Source organism: Pseudanabaena yagii GIHE-NHR1, from assembly GCF_012863495.1.
GTDB classification, from domain to species: domain Bacteria; phylum Cyanobacteriota; class Cyanobacteriia; order Pseudanabaenales; family Pseudanabaenaceae; genus Pseudanabaena; species Pseudanabaena yagii.
Map to the genome: position 1 here is coordinate 3,424,256 of NZ_JAAVJL010000001.1, position 24,827 is coordinate 3,449,082.

The window sequence follows — 24,827 nt, forward strand, 5'->3', positions numbered from 1 at the left end:
AGGGGGCAATCGCTGTTTGATTTTTGTAAATTGGTGATCGCAATTTCTGTGAGTCATAATTTTTAGGTGATCGCCTCTATTATCTATCTGCTAAAGGTTTGCTGATTGTGATCAATTAGACAAATGTAGAAATAATTATGGAAACAAACCCAAACGAATCCATAGTTTTCGAGCAGCTACTTGAGCCGCGCTATTCATCTTTAAATTTTCCACAGTCACCTTTCCAACGGCAGTAATTTCCATAACCATGCCAGTCTCCGTATCGATCTGAAAATGTTCATCCCATAAATTCTGTCTTGGATGAAAAAATTGAACTTCACCGTTTGAGTCATTGTCAATACCGCTAATACGAGTTCCTTTACGAAGATTGCAGGATCGACAGGCAAGAGCTAGATTCGACTCGTCATTTGTCCCTTGCTGAGAGAGAGGGATGATATGTTCAACCTCAAAAGGGAAGTTAAAAACCAATTCTGGGGCATGGCAGTATTCGCAACGATGATTAGCGCGTTCTGCGATCGCACTGTAATAGGGATTCATATCCTTAGTTACTGCATTAAGGCGGTTGTTCGTGCAGTTGCTGCCCTTAGTTCAGCATCAACTAAATTATCTAGCTCTGCTTGTTGTTCCAGTAGCAATGTTTCTCCCCGATCGCGTGCTACTCGCCATAAATTCATTAACTCCGATAACCGTTTTTGTTGATCGGCGCTAAAAAATAGATCTGGATGAAAACTTTTGATAACAATCAGCGCACTGAAATCAGCTTCACCTAACTGAGCAGTTAATCCATCTAGAGCTTGCCCCGCAGTTTTACCAACCCACTCCTTATCTCCTGCGATCGCCCGATAGGATTTTTCACCGCTAACACTAGATATTGGCAAGATTGATACTGTAGTCATACCCCTAACCTGAAGATCTTTTACTACATCACATTATAGCTTTGAGAGATCTTACGATCTCATCAAGGATCTATCTATTTGCTAAAGGTTTTGTGTAGGCGATCGCTATTGCTGTGCATCGTGATTTCTTGGATAGAGCCATTTAGCAAAAAGCTTAGTAACTCTTGGCATGATAATGTACGTCATCGCAAATACCATCAGTCCTGAAACCAGCAAAGTCGCTAGAGGTGGTGGCAAAAAAGAGAGGTTTGGGATTACCAATCTATTCATGAAATTTATTAAGATAAAGATAATTCCCCAAGTGAGAAGGAACATCTTATAGCGCGGCGGCGGTAAAATCGCTTTATTGGTGGATAGAGTAAACCAAGTTTCCAAGCCAGTGAGAACCTGAAACTTGCCTTCATCTACAATCAAGCGATTGAGCTGAGCCAGATAACCTTTGCGAATTTCCGAACTTTCCCACAGTCGATAATTGCTGAGGCGGTCGAATTTAAATACAATCCGATACTGAAGACTTGATGAGTCATCGGGGCGAAAGACATTCACTCCCAGATGACCCTCAAACATTTCGGCGGCAGCGATCGTTTCAGCAGCAACTCTTTCAAATTCTTCCCGACAAGATGGCTTCACGTTGAGGATTATGTCAATGGTTACGGGAGTATCATCTGATTCCATGCGATCGCTTTGGTTCATTTGTTTCGTCATTAGTGATTAGCAAGATTTAAACCAATGGCAGTCCAGCAATGCCAACCTCAAGTCTTACCACTTTTCCCGATTCAACCCCAGTAGCAGGAGGGAAAGACATGCCGCCGTTAGTTGTGACATAGATGCTAGTGCGATCGCCTTCAGATGTGCCGAAAGCTAAAGCCGTGCTGCCTGCCATGCCCTGCTCTAGTTGAGCAATAGTAGTGACAGTGCCATCTGGAGCGATCTTCACCACACTGTTAAAAACGTGAGTCGTACCATAGAGATTCCCTTCGATATCAAAGGCAAAGTCGTCAATATTAATTCCAGAGAGAAAGATCTCTGGTTCTCCTGCCAAGCGATCGGCGAGAATGGGAATTTTCACAATCTGCTGCTTTTGTGTATTGGAAGCATAAAGAAAGTTATCGTAGATTTTTAGTCCGTTTACTGCTGGAAAGACTTCTTCAGGTGAAGTACGCGCAATATCGGCGTGTTCGAGCCAAATGCTAACCGTTTTCGTTGGCACGTTCAACTGCCATATCGCACCACGATAGGAATCAGCAATCAAGTAATTATCGCCATCTAATCCAGTCAATCCATTCAAAAATATGGCTTCGGGCAATTCCGTCAAAAGTTCGACCGTTCCATCGCTAGCAATGAGCCATACTACAGAAGTTTCCTTCTCATCCCAACCTGACAGCAGAAGTTCTCCATTTGGTGTCAATGCTAAGCCAGTCGCTTTGCCTGCGATTGTTGCATGGGTTGCGACAACTCCATCAGTACTGATACGAAAGACCTTGCCTTCGTAATGACTGGTGATAAATAAAGTGTTGTCCGCATCGACAACAATGCTCTCTAGAAATGTATTAACAGGAAATTCGGCGATCGCTTGGGCAGGTAATAGGTCAGTTAGGGTTTCAATCATGATTTTTCACCTTTAAGAGATAGGAGTACATAGTTCGACAAGAGTTCCATCTGGGCAGCGAACATAGGAAACAATCTGTCCCCAAGGTTTGGCTTTAGGGGCTGCTATTTCGATCGCACCTGCGGCGATTGCTTTTTGATGGGCAGTTTCAATTTCATCGGTTATCAAGGCAATTTCCATGCCTAAAGGCTTTTCTGAGGAATCTGTGGCAACATAACCATCAGGAAGATTGGATTCTCCCAAGGAATGGGCGGCAAAAGATAAAGTTGTTGCGCCAGTATCGAGTTCGCCGTAGGTTCCCGAATCATCTACAAATTTCTTGTGAAATCCGAAGGCATTTTCAAAAAAAGCGATCGAACTAGATACATCGGAAACATAAACGATCGTATATCCAAATTTCATTGGCTTGTCCTATTCTGTAGGCTAATTAGTTTCAAAATCAGTAGCCGTCCTTCACAAAAGCTCTGGCTAAGCCCATGCTAACATCTGTTCCAAATCCAGCGATTGCAGATATAGAGTTGGTCATTTTTTAATCATTATTTTTCTAATAATTGGGATATACATTATTCTTAATAAGCAATAACATCAAAGGTTATTAGTTACCAAATGGATACTAGTACGATTATTTTTGAGTTTAGATCGGCGTTGTTGCATAAAAAGGGGAAGAGAAGGTAAATTAGATAAAAATCAGGAGATGGAGTCCCAGCAAATGACACAGAAACATGAGATCCGCAACTGGACAGAGTATAACGCAGGGCTAAAACAAAGAGGAAGCCTGACTTTTTGGATGAGCGAAGAAGTAATTGAAGGATGGTTAAATCAAACATTAAGTGGCAAACGGGGAGCTTCCAAAGATTACAGTGATATAGCAATAGCGACATTTATCACGGTCAAAGCGGTATATCAGCAAGCAGGAAGACAAACGCAAGGACTGTTAGAGTCAATATTTGCCTTGATGGGAATAGATTTACCAGTACCAGACCACAGCACCGTGTCAAGACGGACAGCAAGTTTAAGTGTGACCTTACCAGTAATCCCGAAACAGGGAGCAGTGCATGTAGTAGTTGATTCGACAGGGATCAAAGTATACGGCGAAGGGGAATGGAAAACACGGCAGCATGGAATTAGTAAGAGACGGACATGGCGCAAATTACACCTAGGAGCCGATGAATCAACAGGAGAAATACTGGCTGCGGTCGTCACCACGAATGATTGCCACGATGGAGAAGTACTCGCCGATATTCTCGATGCGATTGATGCTGAAATTGCTCAAGTTTCCGCAGATGGAGCTTATGACCATCGTCATTGTTATGACGAGATTGCCCAACATGGTGCTAAAGCCGTGATTCCTCCGCGCAAAGATGCCAAAATCTGGCAGCATGGCAATACCAATGCTCCACCACATCCGCGTGACCAAAATCTCCGTTATATCCGTAAACATGGGCGTAAAAAATGGAAACGTGACTCAGGTTATCATCGGCGCTCTTTGGCAGAAACTACGATGTTTCGTTTCAAAAAAATCTTTGGTGCTACTTTATGTTCTCGTAAATTTGACAATCAGGCGGTTGAGTTGTTCATCAAATGTGCTGCTCTTAATCGCATGATTCAACTGGCTAAACCTCTCTCCTCTCCTGTTGTTCGTTAATTTTCTAAGATCCTCCATCTTTTGGCTTCTTTTTATTCATGCAACAAAGCCGTTTAGATCTGAAAGTTATGGCTGCAAAAAAATATAGCTGTCCCGTAGAGTTGACGCTTGATCGCATTGGAGGTAAATGGAAGGTAGTAATCCTATGGTGGCTGAGAGGTGGTAGTAAAAGATTTGGCGAGCTAATGCATTTAATGCCAGAGATCAGTCAAAAAGTATTGACTTCACAATTGCGAGAATTAGAATCTGATGGACTGATCGAGCGACAAGTTTTTGCAGAATCACCGCCGCGAGTGGAATATTCGTTATCGGCTCATGGTGCAACCTTAAAGCCAATTATGGAACTCATGTGCGAATGGGGAAAAGCAAATGCTAAAGAACATCAATTTGACCTTAGTTTGTAGGATCTTCAATACTTTCCATTAACAACATTTCTTCAAATTCTCGTTCCGATTCTTGAATCTCTTGGATTTCTTCAGCAGTAAGAAATTTTGCTCGGAGATCGTTTAGATTAGGCGCACCTGTCTTCTGGGAAAGAATAGCACCGAGCGAATGAATCCACGCTTGAAGAACAACATCGCGATATCTATATTGATCTAATGAGAAGCAAAGAATGAGATGCGCCTCCCGCGCAGCATATTCATCAGATGAGAGACCGCACGACATCATCTCTCGTACAGTATGCTCCATACTAACAGTTGCTAATGGCAGATCGAACTCGCTCATATCTAACTGATTAGAATTCATAACGCAACTGAGGTTTAGTTTCGTTAACAAAGATAACTTACAAAAGATTCTTCGGCAAGCGATCGACCAAATTCAGTGGAACTACCCGTTAATGTCCTACCCTAACATTTTTAGAAGCTGAGAAAAAAGATTTAGTCCATTTACCAAGGTAAAGCGATCGCACCACCAAACTTCCGCATTTCTGCAAAGAAACCACCTTGAGCGCCACCATCTGGTAAAGTTGCCAAATACACCGCAGTTTCTGCGCCTTCATCGGCGGTAAATGGCGCATCCGAGCCGCCCATATCTGTTTTCATCCAACCAGGAGAATAGGCATTGATCAAAATGTTACTGCCCTGTAGTTCCTTCGCAAAGATGGTGGTCAATCCATTTAATCCAACTTTGGATAAACGATAGGAAGGAGCCAAGGGATAATAGTCGCTGCTCATCGAATTGAGAGAAGCCATTTCTGTAGATACATTCACGATCCGCCCATAATTATTGGCTCTCATCAATGGAATTAATGCTTTGGTAATTCTTACTACTGCTAATACATTAGTGTTGAAAGTCGTCAGCATCGTTTCTATATCTACTGTGAGCAGACTTGCTTCCTCTTGCTGCATAGTGGGATTGACACCTGCATTATTAACTGATGTTACGTGGAAGGAAGAGCCAGTTTTTGAAGAAGAGAGAAACTAGCCCTAATGGCATTGAAGTAGAGTTTAGACTTGAGAGCAAAGTGATTGAGTTTAGTTTTGATCCGAAGGCGCTCTAGCTTAACAAAGGCAAAAAAGCAAGCAAAGATGTGATTTTTCTGAGTATGAGCAATGCCAGTGGGAGACTTAGCAAGAGCTAGATTAGATTTCAAAGACTTGTGAAATTCTTCAACTTTCCATCGTTTTTGATAGATTGTGTTGATATCAGGTGCGGTTATGTCGAGATTACTGCAAGCTAAATACAAAATCCCTGTGGATTGATTTTTGTTTTTAAAAACTTGCTTGGTGATCGAGATAGGAAAATCCAGTCCCTTCAAAAACACCTTGCAACAGGAATCTGGGTTTAACTCAATTGACTCAAGATTAACGAAATGTCCCTGACTTTTGTCGTCCGCACAGATGGCTAAACGATTACCCTTCACAGCCATAATGAAGTCTTTTTTGACTCGTTGTTTAATGTATTCCATATTTTCCTTGCTGCTGAACCAACTATCTGTCAACACATAGCTAAACTTCAAGCGATTCTGACAGCAGACATGGAGCATCTTTCGCATCATCTCATTTTTGCTTTCCTCAGATACGAATTTTGCTTTACCTGTTTTTGCATCAGTCACCTCTTGTAGTTTTTGCACAATTTCAAAGGCGACAGGTAAGCTGATAGCTTCGTTGTGATAGATGCAGTTGAGGATATTTATGCCTTTGACACTACGGTTACTAGTATGGTCAGATACAGGTCGAGTATTGAAGATTAGTTCCAATACTGTGATCAAATAACTGTGTTAGATTTACTGATATCGTTTACCAAGTTTTACCCATGCCTAGCAATCTAATTGAGGCTTACAAACAAGGGATGCGGGCTTACGATCAATGTCATCCACAAACTGTGCGATCGCTTTGGGATGCGTTTCGCTCTGAATTGGATGAGTTCTATGCGGAACCTTCGCAGGATGAGGCTTGGGATGTTTTACATTCCTTTGGCCGCTTAACTTGGAAGTTAACGGGTATTCCTCTGTTTTGGTTAGCTAACCCAACGGTGGAGAAACATGGGCGGAGGTTTGCTGAGTCTGGGTGTATTCGTAGTTCGCGTAATTGTTTGGGTAATTGTTGTCAAAAGGATTCTAATAATGTTGGGGTTACTTTTGATGAATTTTAATGTGGAACTACAAAGAAAATTTTACTGTACGGGAAAATCGCTAATATTACCTTTCAGTAAGAGAGTGTTTGACATGAGTCTCACCACCCTTTAACTCTCTAGCGATCGACTTCTACAAACTTAAAGCGATCGCCTCACTTTTTGGACTTACCAACTCCTGAGCCAAACTACCCTCAGACAAAGCCAGACTAATAGTAGAGATCGGGGACAACCCCAATAACAACGCTAACAAGCCACACGCAAACGATGGCATTAATCATGACGAAAGCGCATCCAATCACCCTCACTCAAGCAACAACTTGCTTATACATAGATATATCACCCTTGCAGCATATGCAAGATCCAATCAATTCAACTCATGCAAAAACTTTAGTGGAAGTTGACTATAGAAATCATAGGAAAGTATCAATTCATCTATCCCCGAATGACGATAATCTCTCGACCTGCGGGACTAATGACATTTTCAGTGGTAGTGCGATCACTTAGAGGCGGCAAACCAGAACGGCGATCAAAGATCACCAACCAACCCGTATCCAAACTCAACCCCGACAAATACTTATCGATCTGCGGCAAACCTTCCTTAAGCGGATCAGGTCTTTTATCCGCCCAAACCTTCAACTCCATTGCCAAAGTTTGTTTACCATAGCGCAAACAAATATCCATCTTACCCGAACCGATCGCATATTCCCTTTCCAACGAGCCGTTAACATTAACCACCCGATGCAAAAATGCCATCATCACCAGATGAGGCGCAATTTCTGGATAATTAGCACTCTTGAACAATGGCTCACCATGTTGTCTCCAGAACTTGAGAAAAGCTTCAAGCAGGACTTGAGCATTGAGACTTCCATCAGGATTTAACCAACTAGGTTGAATCATCGGTAGACTATCCTGCACCCCTTGAGATAAACCCCTAGGAATCACTTCTTGATAGATGGGATTCGCAATCTTCAAACCACCTTCCTGACTCCGCACCACTAACCCCAAGTCTAACAAATAGCGGCGGTCGTCATCTGGGGTATCTCCTAACTCTAAGCCAGATAAAATTGGTTGGATGATCGCTCTGACTCTATCTTCTCTCAATCTTTCAGCAAGACTATCCAAATGAGTATCCTGTCTCTTAATCAGAATCTCCTTAGCCTCATTTACCAAATCAGCCGTAATCGGAATTGCAGGATCTTTCGTGATATATTCCACAATTTCCTTAGCGATCGCATTCACCAACCAAGGCTGACCCTGAGTCAAATGAAAAGCTAAATCAACAGCTTCAGGAGTAAATATCTGTCCTGTGGCATCCGTATGCTGCTGATAAAGATTTCTCACATCTTCAAGCGTAAAGTTACTCAGAGTAAAAGAACGCACTTTGATATTAAAAGGACTAGAAGTATTTAGGCGGTCGCTTCCTCCTGATGCATACTTATAATCCCGTACATCGCGCATCCCCACTAATGCAACTGACTGCGGAAATCCCTTGGGACGGCGTGGAAATCCAGATCTAATTTGCCGAAGTACAGAAACTAGAGTCTCATCACTCAAAGCATCAATTTCATCGAGAAACACCACTAATGGTCGTGACGACTCCTGTGTCCATGCTGCCAAAAAAGCACCAATGTGACGACCTGATTCTCCTAAAATTCTATGACTGGGGTGCAACTCTGGCGGTAAATAAAACTTAATTGCATCCTGCCACTCATCCAAAATTGCTCGACCTGCTAATTTTGGGTCATGGGAAAATACAGCCCCTACTTCCAGTGATAACATAACCGCCGTATATTGACCGCTAGCCGTTAACTCTTGAGCAAGTGCCAACATAGCTGTAGTCTTACCCACCTGCCTTGGTGCATGGATCACAAAATAGTTTTCCTGAGCAATTAGTTGTTTGATTTCAGGTAAGCGGTCAGTAGCTGACAACATGTAGTGAATGTCAGGCTTACAAGGACCAGCAGTATTAAACCATTTGGGCATGACGACAACTAAACTAACGGGCAGAGATACCCCTTCAATATATCGCAACAATCAAAGTAAAGCCCTCAAACCTTGAATTTACGTTGAGCAGTAATGAGTATTTATACTGGTTCGTATAAATTTAACAACAAATTATCCTGTGGCTATCTCTCTATCTTTCTGAAGATGTTGCGATCGCTTAAAATTGAAGTTTACAATGAGGCTGATCATATCTATTGGGAAAGAGTTCTATGATTGTTTTCCCTGGATCTGCCATCCAAATCAAAATCAATGAAAGATCTAAATCCTAGTATATAGTGGGATTAGGGGCTCAATCTGAATAGCTGTAATTTAGTCTTACGAAAGCTAGAAATGCCTGATTCTACATGCTTCCTTAAATAGGATTTGCATAGAAAATAGACTTAATCGGAAATAAAATGGCTAAAATGCTATCAAACCTTTACCCAACAAGCATTTTATCTATTTTTTGAGCGTTCCTAAAAGCCTTGCTACATAAAGCTTCCAGTTATTTCCGATTAAGTCTAGTAGCTAACGTCATCAGATTGAGGTCGCCCCCCTTTGCTTTCCCTCCCGAAATTCGTAGCTAGATGATATGAATCTCAATAAAAAGTATCTTGTGTTATCAACTCTGCCAGTTGTTGTTCGAGTTCTACTGAATCAATCAGGTTGATTTCTAGCATCACGCGCTCTAGTGCCAAAAGCCAACGCTGATAATAGTTCCAGCTTGGGTCATCGAGGGCATGTGAGGACTCCCACTCTCCAATTGACGTAATCAATTGCTGTCGAAAGTCTTCCCATTCGTAATGACCTTTTTTGGAGAGGGCGATCGCGATTCCAAAAGCGCGACCTTCCCAAGAATCTTCAAAAAACAGTTCGCCATCACATCGGGGTGGTGAGTCCTTTCTGCCTAGCATACTAGTCGCGGCAAAATGCTCAAATTGAGTTTGCATTGGTTGCTCCTTTAAGCAATTGAGGGCTTGAAAGATGAACTGTTGATCTTTCGTTGATCGGCTTAGCCATATTCCACAAGTCATCCGCTTACTTTTTAATGGAAGTGAATGACTTGTGGAGGATAAGTGTTGTGGGTGGGATAAAAAGCGAGCTAATAGGTATTAGGCGATAGTTACGCTACCTTAATTTTGCCAACTCCCATCATTGATTCGGGCGTAACTATTGCCGCTAACTGGCTTTCGCTCATGCCTGCTGTGCCTTCTGGTCTCTCTGGCAATACCGACCAACGAATTTGGGCGCTACTATCCCAGACTTTAATTTCGACGGCGGGATCGATCACTAAGCCAAATTCTTTCAGGACGGCACGAGGTTCGCGCACGGCTCTGGCTCGGAAGGTTGGATCTTTGAACCAGTAGGGTGGTAATCCCAAAGTAGGCCAAGGGTAGCAAGAACATAGGGTACAGACAATCAAGTTATGGACTGTAGGCGTATTTTCAACAATCTTGAGGTGTTCACCCTCGGCTCCAGACATGCCAGGGGGGAATTTCATCTCAGCGATCGCGGCATTAGCGTCTTTTAACAAGCGCATTTTAAAGCTCGGATCAACCCAAGCCCGCGCCACAATCTTGGCTCCATTAAACGGTCCCATCTCTGTTTTGAAGTACTTCAAAACCTGATCGACGGTGGAACCTGTAATCACTCCTTTCTTCACCAGCAGCGCCTCTAAGGCGTGAACGCGTGCCGCACTGTAGGCTTCTCGATCGGTACTGTACTTAAAATGCTCGTATCCACTCATAAAATGATAACCTCAAACGGATTCAAGATAGGTTTCAAACAGATCGTCGTAATAGGTTGAATTTGGATCACTCTTGGCAGTTCCCCAAATATCTGCTGGACTAAAGGCAACAAGATAGACAGGCATCGGTTCGCCGATTCCATCTGGACCAGTAGAAAAGAAATAGGTGTAGGCATCTGGATAGACTAAGTAAACGGTGCCCGTTTTGCCTCGGAGATGGCCCGGTAGGCGAGTGTGATCCACGACAATCGGATCTTTGACCTTAACTTTGCTGCCAACGGCAAATTTAGGTTTGGTAGTCAATTCTCGCTTGGGTGAATCACCTTCCCGCAGGTAGCGAATCACTTGGGTGTCGATCGCTGGATTACCCCCAGCAGGTGGGGTGAAGCTAGTAGGCTTTGGGCTAGATAGATAACTAGCAGTAGCAGCGTCGAGTTCGGCCTCGGTGACATAACCCTTCTCGATAAAAAATCCAGAGATTCCACCTAACCATTTTTCGTAATAGCGTAGCCGAAAGTAGTCAAAAGGTTGCATGCCTTCGGCTCCTGTACGTAGGTGACCCCAAGTCCAAAAGTCCTTGAATTTGGTGGGTACCTGCTTAATTGGATACTTGGGAATCGCCTGATCCAAGTGATTACTCAGCGCCATCATAGCGACGTGAATGCCAAAAATACGCTTTTCCCACTCCTCCACAAATACTTTCTTCTCAACACTCACAGGACCGAGATTCTCGATACCTCCTAAATAATGCTGCAATTTCATTCAGTTATCCTCCTCTACTTATTGAGATTTAGTTAGATCCTAGCCACCGACTTCAACTGGGACTTCTAGGCGACAAGCCTGAAAATCCGCTTTTAAGATCTGTTCATCCAAATTACGACCAATGAACACCAGTTCGTTTTGGCGTACTTCCTCAGATCTCCACGGCTTACCGGGTCTACCGTCGAGAGTCATGTGGACACCTTGAAAGACAAAACGCCGATCTGCGTCATCCAAATTCAAAATGCCCTTCATGCGGAAGATATCTGCACCTTGTTCTTGGACGAGTTGGTAAAGCCAACGGTTAACTTCGGTACTGCTGTAACTACCAGTAGTAGTAATGGAGACGGACGATATTGACGAATCATGTACATGGGTATCCTCTGTCAAAAACTGTGGATCGATACTCAGTGCTTGTTTGAGGTCAAAGGCATTTAAACCGAGTAATTGATCGAGGTCAATGTCACAATTCAGAGTTCTATATAGTTTGGCAATCGCATTCATACCACGCACGCGTTTTTCTAGTTCTTCCAGAATGGTTGGCGATACCAAATCAATCTTATTTAAAATCACGACATCAGCAAATGCAATTTGCTCCTGAGCTTCACTACTTTCCCAGTGATCCCAGATGTGCTTAGCATCGACTACTGTAACTACCGCATCTAGGACTGTTTCTGCATAAAGCACCTCATCGACAAAGAAAGACTGAATAACGGGAGCGGGATCGGCTAATCCAGTTGTTTCGATTACTAGAACATCAAACTGATCACGACGTTCTAGCAGCTTGCCAATCATTCGGATTAAGTCGCCTCTGACGGTGCAACAAATGCATCCGTTATTCATCTCAAAGATTTCCTCATCGGTTCCAATCACAAGTTGGTGATCAATTCCGACTTCGCCAAATTCATTCACAATTACAGCAACTTTCTGACCATGATCAGCTGTCAAAATATGATTCAGTAGAGTGGTTTTTCCAGCCCCAAGATATCCCGTCAATACCGTTATGGGAATTTTACGTAATCCTGACATGTCAAACTTCCTTTAGACTACACATGCACAACTCGAAATCCAATCATGCGATTTAAACCATCCGCAGGATAGCCAGATCGACTAGCTGATCGAACCTGCGAAGGAGTATCAGCCCAACTACCGCCCCGAAGAGATCGCAAAGCCGACTGTCCGTCCTTGATCCATACCTGACCTTGGGTGGGAGCACCTTTATAGTCGTTATGCCAATGGTCGGCGCACCATTCCCATACATTGCCGTGCATGTCGTTTAATCCAAAGGCATTAGAACCGAAATTCCCAACTGGTGTTGTTTCGGGTAGATAGGCTGCGGCGGGTTCTGCCGCATAGGCAAATTGGGTATTGTAGTTGGCTAACTCAGAGGTGAGCGTAAGACCTGTTGCAAAAGGGGTGCTCATACCCGCTCGGCAGGCATATTCCCATTCGGATTCGCTAGGTAGGCGGTAGGTCTTACTGGTGTAATGTGACAGCCGATCACAAAACTCCACTGCCTCTAGCCAAGAAACGGACTCGACAGGGCGATCAGCCCCAACAAAATGAGCAGGCTGGGCTAGCAACGGTCGATTGATTTGGGGCAGTTGAGCGACTGCCTGCCATTGCGCTTGGGTGATTGGATACCTAGACATAAAAAAGGGTTTCAGTGCGACCCAGTGAGCAGGTAACTCCTGAGCTGATTTTTGACCATTTGAGGTTTCCCCCATCACAAATCTTCCTTCAGGAATCGCCACCATGGTTAGGCTGGATGTTTCCCCTAACTCAGTGCTAAAAAAGTGGGCTTGCCGAGTTTGCCGATCAACTTCCTGACCACGACGGTCAACGATCGGCACTTCAAACTCAAAAGAGCTTAGGAGATCCTTCGTGCTTTTGGAATGGCTCTCCGACCGACCTAACGTGGTTGCTAAGCCCTGAGGCGCTAAGCTACAGACCAAGCCCAAACCACTCAAACTGGCATATTGAATTAACCGTCGTCTTTTCACGATGAGCTATCTCCAATCTCTTTAGATGATGAAATGGTCAGAAAAACTTACGATCAATGAAAATCAAATCAAAAGCATTACACTAATAGGAAATACTCTTAATTAATGCTGATATAAACCCAAATCTTATTAAGATAAGAATCAATTAATTATTTTCTGGAAGCGTTTTATGTATCTAAAAAGTCATATGGTTATCATAGTAGAAACAAAAAAGTATTATGTCTTGAAAGCTACTATTTCACATCAATTATTGCGAAGTTATAGTATGGTGACTTAATAGAATATTTAAAGAATTTTACAATGTCAATTTATACACTATTTGTCTCTATGAAATACATTTCAACATTTCAAAGAGAGATTAATAGGCAGTATTGGCTGAAAATTTAAAGTTCTAGATATCAGATAATTAAGCATTGTGCTGGAGCAATTCTTAGTCTCAAAAACTTAGATCATAAATATTTGTACTTGCGATTTCTCCAAGCTACGGCTCGAGATCTGCTAACTATATCCCTAACAAATTAACTCTGCAAAAACTCAGTTCAAATAAGATGCTAGAAAGTCTCCGATGATGCACTGTCCTATGTAGCAAAATATCACAAGTGTGGGATATTTTTGTTGCAAGTTCCTAAGTGCTTTGGTCTTCGGTGATGTGATTCATAAACACTGAAAAGAATTTGTTTAATCCCTTCCTAAAATTTCATGCCAAATGACAAAATGGCGCAGCCATTTTGTCATTTTAAAACCCTCACTGGGTTTGTTTTTTAATTCACCAAATTATCGCAACACCTCGGTGAATTGGTAGTATTTGGGTATGGCGGGATTCGGGCGATCGCCCCAGATCTTAATTGCTCGGGGCGATTGGCGTAGATTAACAGACCATCTGGCTTAGCGTGATACTGACCAGCACAGGTCAACACAGCTTTGGCAGTCGCTTCAACATTGGCTAAGTCAGCTATTAACCCTCCAAACAGATAGGTTTGCTTTTTGGGGGAAACGAAAGCGATCGCGCAGGCTTGGTCGCAAACGCCCATACATTCAACTGGCTGAATCGCGAAATCATCATGCAATGCCCAGTCATCATATAGAGTTTGGAGTTTCTCTAACAGCCACTCACCCTCGCTCTTAGCCATATATTGTTTGGTTTTATGGCTGCTACCACATCTCGTACAAACAAATAGAATATGTCGATCATTCATGTGTTTTGGAGTTTGTAATGATTTGCCTGCAATCCCAAATCACCCTTGCTAGGAGTATCTCAAACCAAACACGAACCAGCTTACATATGACGGGCAAAGAGCCTTGCCCCTCTTCCGATTAATCCATTAGACTATTTCTTGCTTTGAGTACTCTAGGAAAAGCGACGTTGCCAATCTCGTTTGTTTGCTTGCCGTCGCCACTGCAACCACAGCCCGAGTAGCAAACCAACCACGACACAGATGGTCAGGTAAGCGAGCGAAATCAACCGAATCCACAGAGGTGGGGCAACCCCTTCAACATCAATAGTTTGGGTTACTTGGAAGGATTGGAACTGCCGTTTAGAACCAACTTGAGGGGTCACCTCAACTTCTACAATATGGGGGGCACCATCAAAGAACTGTTCCTGCCAAGTAAATTTTCCGGCACTGTTGGGCATACCTTGATAGGCAAACGCCACCCATTCATCCTCTTTCGGCTTAGCTTTGATCCGCAAATTTACATCGGTTACAGGTTGCTGGGTTTTGGTATCGATCAAATCTACTTGGAGGTTAGTAAGTTGACCAACCATGGTCGTTTTAGTGCCCGAAAGTTTCATTTCCAACCCTTGGGATTCCCATTGGGCGGACTGCTTAGCAGACGGCTCAGAAGTTGTGTGGGAGTGTTCAGTATGAGTGTGATCGGCATGAACATGTTCTGTCTGGGCAGACGCGACGATTGCCCCCTGCGAGGGCGGCAATTCTGCACTGATATTGACCCAGAGGAGTGCCGCGATCGCGACCACAATCGCGCTATTTAGTAATAAGCGCACCCGTTGCGGGGCAATTTCTCCAGGTTTTAACGGTTGACCACTGCCAATTATCCACCCACCGACCAGTCCTGCAGCTAGTAGAATGGTCACCAAGATACCGAGGTTACGATATTTCACCCAGCTTTCTGGCACTGTTAGCGTTAGCGTTTGCTGAATCGGGGCAAAAGAGTTGGGGATAGTCGGTGTAACCTCCACCTGGAGTTGATAGTTGCCGCGAATCGGTAGCATTTGTTGCCATTCCAACTTTCCGACAGGTGCTACAGCCGTCATGTCGAGCAACGTCGTGCCTTCGACGATCGGGAAATCTGTCGTAAACCAAGGGGTGGCAGGAGGGGTTAGCAGTTGCAAGTGGATCTGAGTGTTCTTGAGTGCCTGCCCTGCGCTATCCAGAGCTTGCAGGGACAACTGCACAGGATTTTGGGGATGAATAGCTTCAGCTTCAAAAGGGCGCATCTGGCTGGCGATCGGGCTAGTCGTTAAGCGAATTGAAGGTTGTGGGGCTTGGGCGAACCCTATCCATCCCCACAAAACCACACCAAACAAACAAATTAAACCAAGCAGCGCTGAGCGCTTAAATTTTGACATCGCCTTATCCTGCAACTGCTAAACAACTGAGCGGAATCTTACCCTAGTGGCAATTCACCAACGCTGTGTGGTGGCGAAGTGAATGTACTTTGTCATGAATGGCAGGATGGGTAGTGAAGTAAACTGTCCACAGAGTCAAGGCTATCAGAGAAACATAAAGCCCTGACTGCACTGGTACTGAGAGGATGCGGCTGGCAACTTTTTGTTGGATTGAACCATAGGTTTGAGTAGTCATTTGAATCTCACAAATAAAATTAGAAAGGTGGATAGAAATGGAAAGGTTAGCTCAAGCAGACCATTGTTAAGGTGGTGCTGTGGTAGGGAATTATAATCGCACTGCTCTGTAATTCTTTCCTATGACTGTTGTTCTACGCCAGAACCACGCATGAACTCAGGTACAATCACCAGATTGCAAAGATATTAGAGGGGGTTCCAAATATGTTCTGCTACATTTTTTACTTTTGCAGTTTTAGCAGTATTTTTATGACATACTGCTGCTTCTAGTAGACTAAGGCTTTATCTAATCCGTAGACTTATTTCATAAAAGATGAGGGAAACTGAAACTATGAAGTTCCAGTGCATAGTTTCAGCTAGGGATTGCTACAAGATTTGGCAACTCACTACTGATCGCTAAAGCCTTTGACAAAACATTAGACGGTATCCAATAAAAACGCACATTATCTTCCTGTAGTTTTACTTGTTTTTTCACCTGCTCATAAAGCTTTTTCATCTGAATCTAGACTAATAAAGCACTCAAACACAATTTCTTGAACCATACGCCCATGACCTTCCAGAAAATTTAACAACTTGAGGCGAATCTTATCATCTCTCATTCAAAAACTCGTGCATCATCTGATTAGAGAGTGTTTGAGAGGTTTTTGGTGATAAAAAATGGTGTAAAAAAGCTCCCAAAGGTATAGCCTGTCAATATAGAAAAACAAAGACAGACCTATGGAAGCAACAAAGAAATCATACCCCACAGACTTAACCGATAGCCAATGGGAACTGTTAAAAGACTTGATACCCGCCGCAGGAACAGGAGGTCGCAAAAGAACAGTAGATATTAGAGCCGTACTCAATGGCATTTTCTACATCAACGCCGCAGGCTGTGCATGGCGAATGATGCCCCATGACTTACCTGTATGGCAAACTGTCTATCATTACTTTCGTTATTGGCGCATTACCAACACATGGCAAGAGATCAACGCTAAACTACAACAGTGGTATCGAGTCAGTGAAGGAAGAGAAGCAACACCCAGTGGAGGATGTATTGACAGTCAATCAACTTCTCCTTAAACGTCTTGCTTAACTTCTCAAACACTCTCTAATACTAGTATTACTTTCGAGATTTATACTTAAATCTGAGTTATTTATGGAATAAAGTAGCTAAGATTAATCTATGCTGACAAATTTTTGGTATGCCGTTGAGTTCTCAGATGAAATTACATCTACGCCTAAGCGTATTAAAGTGCTGGATCAAGATTTGGTGATCTATCGCACGGACACTCAGCAGATAGTTGCGATGCAGGATCTATGCACTCATCGTGGCGCAGCTTTATCTGGCGGGCGGACTAAAGGTGAATGTATTGTTTGTCCTTATCATGGTTGGGAATATCAAGCAGATGGAACCTGTGTAAATATTCCTGCAAATTCACCTGATACACCTATACCCTATAGAGCGAAGGTTAAGGTTTATGACGCTCAAGAAAAGTATGGATGGGTCTGGTTATTCATGGGTGATAGACCTGAATCAGAGCGTATCCCAATTCCAGAATTGCCTAACTTTGATGATGCTAAGCTCAAATCTATTCATGGAGATTTTCTTTGGCATACCCACTACAGCCGTGTAATTGAGAATCTTTTAGATGTTGCCCATGTCCCTTTTGTTCATGCTGGTGCATTTGGCGATAAAGAGCGTCCACAAATTGCCGAGTTTACAGTGGAAAATTATCCGACTGGTGCGGGCGCAACTGTAATGGTCAATGCGTCACCACCTAAAGGAATTTGGGGATTTTTGGCATCGAAGCAACCTTCAGTAGTAAAAACTCGGACAGCTTTCTTTCTTCCTAATATTACGGTGCTAGAGGTACATTTAGTATTTGGGAGATTGCTCGTTTACAACGCTCATGTTCCCATTGATGACCAGACAACCGTAAGTAAATGGATTAATCTGCGGAGCTTTTTTAATGGTAACTGGGCGGATGCAGATGCGCGTAAACGGGTCTTGAAGGTTTTTAATCAAGATAAAGCGATTGTGGAATCTCAACGTCCCCAGATTGTCCCCTATGACCTTAATGCCGAATTACATGTTCAATCAGATGCTTTACAGGTGGAGTATCGCAAAATGCGTCGTCAGTTTTTTGTTTAGAAATTAGTTACTTTGCCATTCACATATCGGTGTGAGACGATCGCGAGGATATGCAGAGTGATATTGCGGACACAAATCCCTCATGATGAGTTGCACAGACTAGGTAATTGCTATTTGCCTTGTTGAACAAGCGATCGCATAGAAAAGGGCTTAGTATCACTGCCCTAATTTTTGGCAATGAGTATATTGATAGCTAGTTGATGGCGATCAGAGCCAAGTTATGAAAAACATATTATGGATTACTACGGTTTTAGCATTAAAAGCTTATCTACCTGCTCTAGTGACTGCACAAGTGACTAGAGCAGCTGATTGACTGACAAAAGTCTATGAAGCATAGTCGAGAGTAGAAGCATAGAACTCAATGCGGAATAATTTCTGAAGATGTTTTCGACGAGAAGCAATAGCAGGGTGAGAGTCAAGATAAGAAGTAAAAGAGTAGAAAGGCAAGAAAGCCCAGTTTTTAGTGATAGCGGTGTGAATCCAGTTCCAGCCAATCTTGAGATAACTAAGCCCACGAAACCAATGAGGATCAACCAAACGACGATAGCCAGAATCAGCAACCGCCAGTCCTTGAGCCGTTAAAAACAAGGTGGTCAGTGCTATCACAAAACAAAGGCGAGAAATGGCAGGAGCCGAACGTAAACGCGAAGATTCTAAATCAAAGCCATTAGATTTATCATCCAAGAAATTCTCCTCAATATCGAATCTCAGACCATACTCCCAAAAAGTTTGGAGTGTGGTAGGTTCAGTACTGAGAATATACCAATACTCTCGGCTCCCAGATTCCCAAGCCGCCGCAATATGCACATCGGTAAGACGCTTGGACTCAGTTTTGTGAACTTTAACATTGTGGATCAACTTAGCTTCACCAAGACGAAGATGTAATTGTTTGACTGTTTGCCAGCCATGCTTGGGGGCATATATCCAGAAATTACCCTTGATCCGAATCCGACATTGCCATTTTAATTCCCACACATAGCGCACCAGTTCTGGATTAGCAAATGCTCGGTCTGCTAATAAAACTACTTTGACATTCACGGGCAACAGTTTCGATGCGCGTTTGAGCATGTCTTGATAGCTACTCATCTCCACACTACTACTGCGATGTTTGATTACACGCCAACATAACGGTAAAGCTCTTCCCTGATGAACTACACACAATCGGATCATGCTGTATTCTTCCCACAGTTGACTGGTATCAAAACTCAGATATATTTCTGGCTCTTTCCATTTAGCGATTAACTCTTTGATTACTGGACTGTATAGCTTAGCTGGATTTATGCGCGGATTGTTCAGCCATCTTGATAGTTGTCTTTGCGTGCTTTGGGCGATCAATGCTTTTGTGTTGATATGGCTTAACCACTTCGTTAAATTCACACTCCCTGTGGCGATCATTCCCACCATCATCCACGCCATTACTCCCAAATGGCGCACATCTGACCACTGGCTGTATTGACTCCCGAATTTTATTAGTTCATTATAGATACGTGAGGCGTTTTGGGTCATTTGTCCTATGCTCCTTTTTCTTCAAAAAACAGCATACGCCTCTTTTTTACTCAAATTCAATCTCTGTATACTTTCTCGCAACTTCTCTTACCACTTTTGTCAGTCAATCAGCTAGAGCAGAGCCAAAAAGCAAAAAGTTTTTGCATTGGTTATACCTCTATAACAAACCAATTTCGCCCAAAGGATGTCCTTTGAAACAACCATCTGTTTGCGACTTTGATACTCATTTCTAGTATTTGTCGCACACCATAACTACTGGCTCTTGTATAGATGTATCTATAGAATATGACTCAGCAATCTGCAAATTCCTGCCATCCCAATTTTCCCAGCCCTTTCACTAATGGTAAGTAGGTAAACCAAAGAAAAGTTAAGATAAAAAAGTTAAGTAACGTCCAAAAAAATGCCAGCCGCCCTCAAAGTAAAACTGAGTATAGAAGAAGACAAAAGACTGCTGGAAATTAGCCAAAAAGAAGCCACAGGAAAACGAGTAAAACACAGAGCCGAAGCGATACGACTAAGCAGCCATGGGTGGAAAGTCGCCCAAATAGCCGCCTATTTCGAGTGGCATGAACAAACAGTGCGAGAAATCATCCAAAGATGGAAACAAAATGGCGAACAAGGGTTGTATGACTTGCCCAAAACAGGAAGACCGAAACAATGGCAGGAAGAAGACCTGAAATATATAGAAACCTGTCTGGAAGAAGATGGTCAGGTATACAACAGTCAGCAATTATCCACCAAGCTACGAGAAGAAAGACAAGTAAGCCTAAGTAGCGACCGAATTAGGAAACTACTAAAAAAAAGGGATGGGTATGGAAACGAGCGCGAATTTCCCACCAAGACAAACAGGATCAAGAAACTAAAGCCATAAAACAAGCCGATTTAGATTTCTTAAAGTTAGCGGCAGCAGCAGGCGAGATTTGTTTGAAATATCTAGATGAGACGGGATTTAGTTGTTGGTCACCTGTGCCGTATGGTTGGATTCGGCAAGGGCAGAGTAAACGTCTTGAGCAAACAGCATTGCGAGGTAAGCGCGTCAGTTTAATTGGTGTGTTGGAGCCTGAAGTAAGTTTTGATGCTGCTTATCGCATCGGTAGTATCACCAGCAAAGAATATATTGAAATCATGGATCGACAGGCTGATTTAGCTGCGGATTTATTCCTGCGTCATCGTGTGATTACTGTCATTGGTCAAGATAATAGCTCTACCCATACCTCTAAGGCGGTACAACTCAAAATTCCTGAGTGGCAGCGTAAGGGCTTATTTTTATTTCAGTTACCTCCTTACTGCTCTGAGATGAATCCCATTGAATTGGAATGGTTACATTTAAAGCGTGACCATCTTTCTGGACAAATGTTTGACTCTGAGGATTATTTAATGTGGGGTATCGAAGATGCTCTGCTTTCCCGTTACGATTCTCTTGGCTTTGATACTTCTTATTTTGAGTTTTCTTATGCCTAGCTACTTAAGTTGCTCTTGCGATAAAGCTTTGGAAATTCAAACCGCAAACGCTCTTGGCGATCGCTCAGTCGTACTAGCAATAGTAGATCCATGCGAAGCTCTCCGTCATCACGCCAGATCAGAGCTTGTGCGTTGGGGCTTACTTAGATTGCTAAAGCATACATCCAGTTTCTGACTGCTAGGTATGTCGCCCCACTCATAAGAGATCTCCTCTAACACAACATCGAAGGTAACTTCCGAATCGTTTATCAAATAGAAGCTCCAATTATTTTCATCGTTTATCCTTTCTCGGCAAGCTGCCACTCGGCAACGAATCCGTTCTGTGTTTTCCATAGGATCAATTTTCTCTGTTGCCTAAACATAATCTAACTATCGCCGTAACTAATAGCTGATGTATAGATATATTCCCAAAATAGAATTACAGTGATCGCAATGCTTACTCCAACAGCCAATCCCCAAAAAATTTGGGGAATCTTGTCCCACATCTTTCCGATCCGCCAACCAACATAGCCTCCAATAAACGTACTTGTTCGCTGATCTGGCGATTGATTTGAGCTATAAATCCTGTTCTTGTCCATCTTTGGAATTGGAAGTAAACTGTCGAATATGGTGGCAAATCATGAGGCAGATTTTGTCATGTACAACCATTCTTGGTTATGTAGAAAATTCCATTCAGCACTTCCCGAAAATCTGTTTTTGGTGGTCTCCCCAATTTTGATGGTTTTGGCAACATTGGTGCAATTATTTCCCACTCTTCATTTGATAAATCGGTATTATAGGCTTGGCGCATCAAAACAGGTATGAATACAGATGAAGTCTAGTATTCATACCTGTTTTGATGCGCCCTTACATTCTTAAATGCTTTCTAAACTCCAGTCACTAGACTGATATTTGCTATATTGACCGTATTACCATCTTGGCGGAAAGCCTTTGAACTCACGTTTTTTTAGTAATTACTAGCTGTCTTGCGGTGATGGATTGCTGTTAAGCCGTTAGATTGCAACAACTTGCCATTTTCAACGATCGCATAGACTAGCCAGTGATCGCCACATTCCATTCTTTGCGCGACACGGCATTCCAAATATGCCAAACCATCGGGCAGAATCAGACCACCTTCCGTTGCTTCCACTTGCACATCCGCAAAACGATCTTCGCCGGGGGCAAATTTTTTCATGAAGTGTTTACGAAGTTGTTTACCCTGCTCAAGGATATTCAAGACAAAGCGATCGCCTTCGTACATATATGACTCGATCGCCCGATCCTTCGCTACAGCAACGGTAATTCCGGGGGGATTAAAGGTTGCCTGAGATACCCATGAAGCAAGCATAGCCGTGGAAATTTCCCCACGCTTGACCGTCAATACACAGAGGGAACCGACAATGCGACCAACCGCTTGCTCAACCGTACTTCCGGGGTTTAAGGTAGTGCGAACTTTTTTGGATCGCTTTAGGACTTGAGCAAAATCCGTACCTGTTTCTTCGCAAACTTGTAAAGTAGCTTCGGTAGGGGTGAACTTGATCCGAATTGGTTCAAAAGCAAGGGTATAGCCTGCGTCCTTAAGTTTGCCAGCAATAATATCTACCGCTTCACCACTCCAACCATAGGAACCAAACACACCTGCTTGATAGCTTTTAGTAGCTGTCGAGAGAACGATACCGAGGGCGGTTTGGACTTGGGTGGGCAAATGTCCGCCTAAGGTCGGTGAACCAATCAGGAAGCCCGATGATTTTTCGATCGCCGCTTTAATTTCCTCTGGTTCTGCACTTTCGCAGTTAATCAACTCAACGGAAACCCCTGCCTTGGTAATACCCCTTGCCAGAGCATTAGCGATCGTTGTGGTGTTGCCATAGGCGGAGGCAAAGAGAAGGGCTACAGAAATATTTTGTTGCTTTTGATTTTCGCTCCATTGACGATAGAGATTGACCAGCTCATGTAATCCGTAACGTAGCATGGGACCATGACCGGGGGCATAAAAACTAACGGGTATATCAGTGAGCTTATCGAGGGCAGATTCCACCTGACGGACTTGGTTCGCCATCGTGCTATCAAAGTAATAGCGGCGATCGCCTAAGAGTTGACTCCAACCTTCATCAAAGACCTGATCGCCACAGACATGAGCGCCAAAAAACTTGTCAGTATATAAAATCTGCGTTTTGGTGTCGTAGGTGCAAAGCTCATCAGGGTGGCGTGGGGTGGAGGTGGGAATAAATTTCAGAACATGCCCTTTACCAAGATCGAGGACTTCTTCACCACGCACAACTTGAATTTTGAGCTTGTCTCCATAGGTTTCCTCTAGACTCTGACGCAAGGCGATCGCCCCCGGATTTGTACAGACAAAGGTGAGGCGGTTATTAATTGCTAGTAAAGCCTTAAGGGTTTCAATGCGGTTTTGGTTAACGTGACCGAGAACTACATAACTGATATCGAGAATATTAATTCGCTTCCGCAACTCATCTAGATAAATTTCCGTAAATGTGCCTCCGGGCGGATCGATTAGCGCTTGCAAATTCCCTTGAATTAAGAATGAGTTGGCAGTAGTTCCTTTTTCTAGCGCATATTCGATTTCAAATCTCAGGCGATTCCAACTGCGCGATCGCAGCGCATAGGTTTCATCAGCAATGTAAATTACCTGTACATCGCGGGGTTTAGTTGTAGTCACGATCGCGGTCTCCAAAATTCTAGACTGTTGTTTCTAGTGTACTGACAGTTGGGAACTACCAAGCATTACAAAACCCAATTGTTTCAATAAACCTTATTGATGAAATGTTTTGTGGCGTGGCGAAGCCACGCCACAAAACATTTGGCTGTCCCTAATCATCACTGCCATAAGTCTTTGCCATAAATCGTTACAGTCTTTGGTCTCCAGATCAGGCAAGATCTACTTCTAAAATCCATCAAAACTGCTTAGGAAAAATCAACCATGTCAACTCAAGATACAGGTTGCTCCATTGCGCCCTATTTCAAAATTCCTGAAGGTAAGCTAGAAGAGTTTAAGTCAATCTGCGATCGCTTTACGGCTCAGACCAAAACCGAACCCAAATGTCTGTATTACGGTTTTAGCTTTTATGAAAATATTGCCCATTGCCGTGAAGCCTATGTAGATGCTGAGGCTCTATTGTTTCATCTGCAAAATGTAGATAGCATTTTGCAGGAAGCTCTTCAAGTTGCCGAGCTTTTTCGTTTGGAAATTCATGGATGCGAATCAGAGTTAGCCAAGCTCCGAGAACCATTAGCTCCTTTTAATGCTCAATTTTTTGTCCTCGAATATGGATTTCGCAACTAATTAAAACTATAGCTGTCGCCAAGTGTATCAGGACATAAAACCCAAGAAGAGAAAGGCGGCGCATCGCGCCGCCTTTCTCTTCTTGGGTTTTGCTTTTGTCCTAACATAAGTGACCGCAGCTATACAGTGCTTTGCACTTTCTCAAAAAACAAGAAATTTTTTAAAAGTGTTGCAAAGCAACACTTTTAAAAAATTTCTTATAGTCCATAAAGATTAAAGATCCTACAATGAGAATTATCTATAAATATTGCCATTCTCTTCGGTTCAAAATATTAGTTAAACATACGAGCTAATTTATTAAAAAGCCTAGAAGAATCAATCATTAATCTCTACTTATTCTAGATCTACTAACTAATGTCAATCTTTGCAAAGCTTGATGAACAAATGTAATGCCGAGTAA

At 43.0% G+C, this 24,827-nt stretch carries 29 protein-coding genes and 1 pseudogene; 8 read left to right on the plus strand and 22 right to left on the minus strand.

Annotated elements, in window-relative coordinates:
- Positions 1 to 135: 135 nt before the first annotated feature.
- The 5 genes from HC246_RS15630 to HC246_RS15650 all read right to left on the minus strand — a co-directional run bounded on the left by HC246_RS15630 (position 136) and on the right by HC246_RS15650 (position 2,907).
- A complete protein-coding gene (locus HC246_RS15630; protein WP_169364193.1) occupies positions 136 to 537 on the minus strand; it encodes an HNH endonuclease in 402 nt (133 codons plus the stop codon).
- Positions 538 to 545: 8 nt separating this feature from the next.
- Complete coding sequence (locus tag HC246_RS15635) at positions 546 to 896, minus strand: hypothetical protein (RefSeq protein ID WP_169361595.1); 351 nt, start codon at positions 894 to 896, stop codon at positions 546 to 548.
- Between the two features lie 105 nt (positions 897 to 1,001).
- The gene (locus tag HC246_RS15640; RefSeq protein WP_169364194.1) at positions 1,002 to 1,601 is read right to left on the minus strand and encodes a hypothetical protein; all 600 of its coding nucleotides are present in this window, start codon (positions 1,599 to 1,601) and stop codon (positions 1,002 to 1,004) included.
- Between the two features lie 16 nt (positions 1,602 to 1,617).
- A complete protein-coding gene (locus tag HC246_RS15645; protein WP_169364195.1) occupies positions 1,618 to 2,505 on the minus strand; it encodes an SMP-30/gluconolactonase/LRE family protein in 888 nt (295 codons plus the stop codon).
- Positions 2,506 to 2,517: 12 nt separating this feature from the next.
- Positions 2,518 to 2,907: a VOC family protein gene (locus HC246_RS15650; protein ID WP_169364196.1), complete on the minus strand. Its 390-nt coding sequence runs from the start codon at positions 2,905 to 2,907 to the stop codon at positions 2,518 to 2,520.
- Positions 2,908 to 3,214: 307 nt separating this feature from the next.
- On the opposite strand from HC246_RS15650, the gene HC246_RS15655 reads away from it, so the two are divergent.
- The gene (locus HC246_RS15655) at positions 3,215 to 4,150 is read left to right on the plus strand and encodes an IS5 family transposase (RefSeq protein WP_169364403.1); all 936 of its coding nucleotides are present in this window, start codon (positions 3,215 to 3,217) and stop codon (positions 4,148 to 4,150) included.
- Between the two features lie 68 nt (positions 4,151 to 4,218).
- Positions 4,219 to 4,554 carry a winged helix-turn-helix transcriptional regulator gene (locus HC246_RS15660; RefSeq protein WP_169364197.1) on the plus strand — a complete coding sequence of 112 codons (336 nt, stop codon included), beginning with the start codon at positions 4,219 to 4,221 and terminating at the stop codon, positions 4,552 to 4,554.
- On the opposite strand, the gene HC246_RS15665 is transcribed toward HC246_RS15660, so the two are convergent.
- The 3 genes and pseudogenes from HC246_RS15665 to HC246_RS15675 form a co-directional block, all read right to left on the minus strand.
- On the minus strand, positions 4,544 to 4,927 hold the full coding sequence (locus HC246_RS15665; RefSeq protein WP_169364198.1) for a hypothetical protein: 384 nt from the start codon (positions 4,925 to 4,927) through the stop codon (positions 4,544 to 4,546). The two genes, HC246_RS15660 and HC246_RS15665, sit on opposite strands and share 11 nt — an antisense overlap.
- A 110-nt stretch (positions 4,928 to 5,037) precedes the next feature.
- A pseudogene (locus HC246_RS15670) lies at positions 5,038 to 5,526 on the minus strand (SDR family NAD(P)-dependent oxidoreductase); the annotation flags it as partial.
- Between the two features lie 5 nt (positions 5,527 to 5,531).
- On the minus strand, positions 5,532 to 6,350 hold the full coding sequence (locus HC246_RS15675) for a transposase (protein WP_169364200.1): 819 nt from the start codon (positions 6,348 to 6,350) through the stop codon (positions 5,532 to 5,534).
- A gap of 56 nt (positions 6,351 to 6,406) precedes the next feature.
- On the opposite strand from HC246_RS15675, the gene HC246_RS15680 reads away from it, so the two are divergent.
- On the plus strand, positions 6,407 to 6,745 hold the full coding sequence (locus HC246_RS15680; protein ID WP_169364201.1) for a hypothetical protein: 339 nt from the start codon (positions 6,407 to 6,409) through the stop codon (positions 6,743 to 6,745).
- 414 nt (positions 6,746 to 7,159) lie between these two features.
- Here the strand turns inward: HC246_RS15680 and HC246_RS15685 are convergent, their stop codons facing one another.
- The 10 genes from HC246_RS15685 to HC246_RS26445 all read right to left on the minus strand — a co-directional run bounded on the left by HC246_RS15685 (position 7,160) and on the right by HC246_RS26445 (position 16,539).
- Positions 7,160 to 8,710, minus strand: coding sequence for an AAA family ATPase (locus HC246_RS15685; RefSeq protein WP_169364619.1), 1,551 nt, complete (start codon positions 8,708 to 8,710; stop codon positions 7,160 to 7,162).
- Between the two features lie 599 nt (positions 8,711 to 9,309).
- Entirely contained in the window at positions 9,310 to 9,660 is a 351-nt protein-coding gene (locus HC246_RS15690; protein WP_169364202.1) for a nitrile hydratase accessory protein, read from the minus strand.
- A 173-nt stretch (positions 9,661 to 9,833) separates the two neighbouring features.
- Positions 9,834 to 10,457 carry a nitrile hydratase subunit alpha gene (gene nthA, locus HC246_RS15695; RefSeq protein ID WP_169364203.1) on the minus strand — a complete coding sequence of 208 codons (624 nt, stop codon included), beginning with the start codon at positions 10,455 to 10,457 and terminating at the stop codon, positions 9,834 to 9,836.
- Between the two features lie 12 nt (positions 10,458 to 10,469).
- Entirely contained in the window at positions 10,470 to 11,219 is a 750-nt protein-coding gene (gene nthB, locus HC246_RS15700; RefSeq protein WP_169364204.1) for a nitrile hydratase subunit beta, read from the minus strand.
- 39 nt (positions 11,220 to 11,258) lie between these two features.
- A complete protein-coding gene (locus tag HC246_RS15705; protein ID WP_169364205.1) occupies positions 11,259 to 12,245 on the minus strand; it encodes a CobW family GTP-binding protein in 987 nt (328 codons plus the stop codon).
- A 17-nt stretch (positions 12,246 to 12,262) separates the two neighbouring features.
- Positions 12,263 to 13,219 carry a formylglycine-generating enzyme family protein gene (locus HC246_RS15710; protein WP_169364206.1) on the minus strand — a complete coding sequence of 319 codons (957 nt, stop codon included), beginning with the start codon at positions 13,217 to 13,219 and terminating at the stop codon, positions 12,263 to 12,265.
- A 761-nt stretch (positions 13,220 to 13,980) separates the two neighbouring features.
- Positions 13,981 to 14,415, minus strand: a complete 435-nt coding sequence (locus HC246_RS15715; protein ID WP_169364207.1) for a DUF1636 domain-containing protein — start codon at positions 14,413 to 14,415, stop codon at positions 13,981 to 13,983.
- A 152-nt stretch (positions 14,416 to 14,567) separates the two neighbouring features.
- A complete protein-coding gene (locus HC246_RS15720; protein ID WP_169364208.1) occupies positions 14,568 to 15,809 on the minus strand; it encodes a hypothetical protein in 1,242 nt (413 codons plus the stop codon).
- Between the two features lie 43 nt (positions 15,810 to 15,852).
- Positions 15,853 to 16,044 carry a CbtB-domain containing protein gene (locus tag HC246_RS15725; RefSeq protein WP_126387992.1) on the minus strand — a complete coding sequence of 64 codons (192 nt, stop codon included), beginning with the start codon at positions 16,042 to 16,044 and terminating at the stop codon, positions 15,853 to 15,855.
- A 351-nt stretch (positions 16,045 to 16,395) separates the two neighbouring features.
- Positions 16,396 to 16,539: a hypothetical protein gene (locus HC246_RS26445; protein WP_263972489.1), complete on the minus strand. Its 144-nt coding sequence runs from the start codon at positions 16,537 to 16,539 to the stop codon at positions 16,396 to 16,398.
- A gap of 221 nt (positions 16,540 to 16,760) precedes the next feature.
- Between HC246_RS26445 and HC246_RS15735 the strand changes: the two genes are divergently transcribed.
- Both HC246_RS15735 and HC246_RS15740 read left to right on the plus strand, forming a co-directional pair.
- On the plus strand, positions 16,761 to 17,105 hold the full coding sequence (locus HC246_RS15735) for a transposase (RefSeq protein ID WP_169364209.1): 345 nt from the start codon (positions 16,761 to 16,763) through the stop codon (positions 17,103 to 17,105).
- A gap of 103 nt (positions 17,106 to 17,208) precedes the next feature.
- Positions 17,209 to 18,177 carry an aromatic ring-hydroxylating dioxygenase subunit alpha gene (locus tag HC246_RS15740; protein WP_169364210.1) on the plus strand — a complete coding sequence of 323 codons (969 nt, stop codon included), beginning with the start codon at positions 17,209 to 17,211 and terminating at the stop codon, positions 18,175 to 18,177.
- A 324-nt stretch (positions 18,178 to 18,501) separates the two neighbouring features.
- On the opposite strand, the gene HC246_RS25960 is transcribed toward HC246_RS15740, so the two are convergent.
- Complete coding sequence (locus HC246_RS25960) at positions 18,502 to 19,683, minus strand: transposase (protein WP_169361634.1); 1,182 nt, start codon at positions 19,681 to 19,683, stop codon at positions 18,502 to 18,504.
- 400 nt (positions 19,684 to 20,083) lie between these two features.
- Here HC246_RS25960 and HC246_RS15750 point away from each other — a divergent pair, with 400 nt between their 5' ends.
- Together HC246_RS15750 and HC246_RS15755 are read left to right on the plus strand one after the other, a co-directional pair.
- Positions 20,084 to 20,554, plus strand: coding sequence for a helix-turn-helix domain-containing protein (locus HC246_RS15750; protein WP_169364211.1), 471 nt, complete (start codon positions 20,084 to 20,086; stop codon positions 20,552 to 20,554).
- The gene (locus HC246_RS15755; RefSeq protein WP_169364617.1) at positions 20,512 to 21,144 is read left to right on the plus strand and encodes a transposase; all 633 of its coding nucleotides are present in this window, start codon (positions 20,512 to 20,514) and stop codon (positions 21,142 to 21,144) included. Before HC246_RS15750 ends, HC246_RS15755 begins: the two co-directional genes overlap by 43 nt.
- Before the next feature lie 365 nt (positions 21,145 to 21,509).
- Here the strand turns inward: HC246_RS15755 and HC246_RS15760 are convergent, their stop codons facing one another.
- From HC246_RS15760 to HC246_RS15770, 3 genes are all read right to left on the minus strand, one after another.
- Entirely contained in the window at positions 21,510 to 21,722 is a 213-nt protein-coding gene (locus tag HC246_RS15760; protein ID WP_169364212.1) for a hypothetical protein, read from the minus strand.
- Between the two features lie 56 nt (positions 21,723 to 21,778).
- Positions 21,779 to 21,934, minus strand: coding sequence for a transposase (locus tag HC246_RS26950; protein WP_225903035.1), 156 nt, complete (start codon positions 21,932 to 21,934; stop codon positions 21,779 to 21,781).
- A 156-nt stretch (positions 21,935 to 22,090) separates the two neighbouring features.
- Positions 22,091 to 23,803 (minus strand): diflavin flavoprotein, encoded by a 1,713-nt coding sequence (locus HC246_RS15770; RefSeq protein ID WP_169364214.1) that lies wholly within the window; start codon positions 23,801 to 23,803, stop codon positions 22,091 to 22,093.
- A 261-nt stretch (positions 23,804 to 24,064) separates the two neighbouring features.
- On the opposite strand from HC246_RS15770, the gene HC246_RS15775 reads away from it, so the two are divergent.
- Complete coding sequence (locus tag HC246_RS15775; RefSeq protein WP_169364215.1) at positions 24,065 to 24,427, plus strand: putative quinol monooxygenase; 363 nt, start codon at positions 24,065 to 24,067, stop codon at positions 24,425 to 24,427.
- Positions 24,428 to 24,827 lie beyond the last annotated feature (400 nt).

Coding starts and splice junctions, on each gene's coding strand:
- HC246_RS26445 (WP_263972489.1), bottom strand. CDS start 16,539: ATGAAAAAGCTTTATGAGCAGGTGAAAAAACAAGTAAAACTACAGGAA.
- HC246_RS15750 (WP_169364211.1), top strand. CDS start 20,084: ATGCCAGCCGCCCTCAAAGTAAAACTGAGTATAGAAGAAGACAAAAGA.
- HC246_RS15775 (WP_169364215.1), top strand. CDS start 24,065: ATGTCAACTCAAGATACAGGTTGCTCCATTGCGCCCTATTTCAAAATT.
- HC246_RS15715 (WP_169364207.1), bottom strand. CDS start 14,415: ATGAATGATCGACATATTCTATTTGTTTGTACGAGATGTGGTAGCAGC.
- HC246_RS15640 (WP_169364194.1), bottom strand. CDS start 1,601: ATGACGAAACAAATGAACCAAAGCGATCGCATGGAATCAGATGATACT.
- HC246_RS15720 (WP_169364208.1), bottom strand. CDS start 15,809: ATGTCAAAATTTAAGCGCTCAGCGCTGCTTGGTTTAATTTGTTTGTTT.
- nthA (WP_169364203.1), bottom strand. CDS start 10,457: ATGAGTGGATACGAGCATTTTAAGTACAGTACCGATCGAGAAGCCTAC.
- HC246_RS15680 (WP_169364201.1), top strand. CDS start 6,407: ATGCCTAGCAATCTAATTGAGGCTTACAAACAAGGGATGCGGGCTTAC.
- HC246_RS15645 (WP_169364195.1), bottom strand. CDS start 2,505: ATGATTGAAACCCTAACTGACCTATTACCTGCCCAAGCGATCGCCGAA.
- HC246_RS25960 (WP_169361634.1), bottom strand. CDS start 19,683: ATGACCCAAAACGCCTCACGTATCTATAATGAACTAATAAAATTCGGG.
- HC246_RS15740 (WP_169364210.1), top strand. CDS start 17,209: ATGCTGACAAATTTTTGGTATGCCGTTGAGTTCTCAGATGAAATTACA.
- HC246_RS15725 (WP_126387992.1), bottom strand. CDS start 16,044: ATGACTACTCAAACCTATGGTTCAATCCAACAAAAAGTTGCCAGCCGC.
- HC246_RS15735 (WP_169364209.1), top strand. CDS start 16,761: ATGGAAGCAACAAAGAAATCATACCCCACAGACTTAACCGATAGCCAA.
- HC246_RS15685 (WP_169364619.1), bottom strand. CDS start 8,710: ATGCCCAAATGGTTTAATACTGCTGGTCCTTGTAAGCCTGACATTCAC.
- HC246_RS15650 (WP_169364196.1), bottom strand. CDS start 2,907: ATGAAATTTGGATATACGATCGTTTATGTTTCCGATGTATCTAGTTCG.
- HC246_RS15635 (WP_169361595.1), bottom strand. CDS start 896: ATGACTACAGTATCAATCTTGCCAATATCTAGTGTTAGCGGTGAAAAA.
- HC246_RS15655 (WP_169364403.1), top strand. CDS start 3,215: ATGACACAGAAACATGAGATCCGCAACTGGACAGAGTATAACGCAGGG.
- HC246_RS26950 (WP_225903035.1), bottom strand. CDS start 21,934: ATGCGCCAAGCCTATAATACCGATTTATCAAATGAAGAGTGGGAAATA.
- HC246_RS15705 (WP_169364205.1), bottom strand. CDS start 12,245: ATGTCAGGATTACGTAAAATTCCCATAACGGTATTGACGGGATATCTT.
- HC246_RS15630 (WP_169364193.1), bottom strand. CDS start 537: ATGAATCCCTATTACAGTGCGATCGCAGAACGCGCTAATCATCGTTGC.
- HC246_RS15760 (WP_169364212.1), bottom strand. CDS start 21,722: ATGGACAAGAACAGGATTTATAGCTCAAATCAATCGCCAGATCAGCGA.
- HC246_RS15660 (WP_169364197.1), top strand. CDS start 4,219: ATGGCTGCAAAAAAATATAGCTGTCCCGTAGAGTTGACGCTTGATCGC.
- HC246_RS15690 (WP_169364202.1), bottom strand. CDS start 9,660: ATGCAAACTCAATTTGAGCATTTTGCCGCGACTAGTATGCTAGGCAGA.
- nthB (WP_169364204.1), bottom strand. CDS start 11,219: ATGAAATTGCAGCATTATTTAGGAGGTATCGAGAATCTCGGTCCTGTG.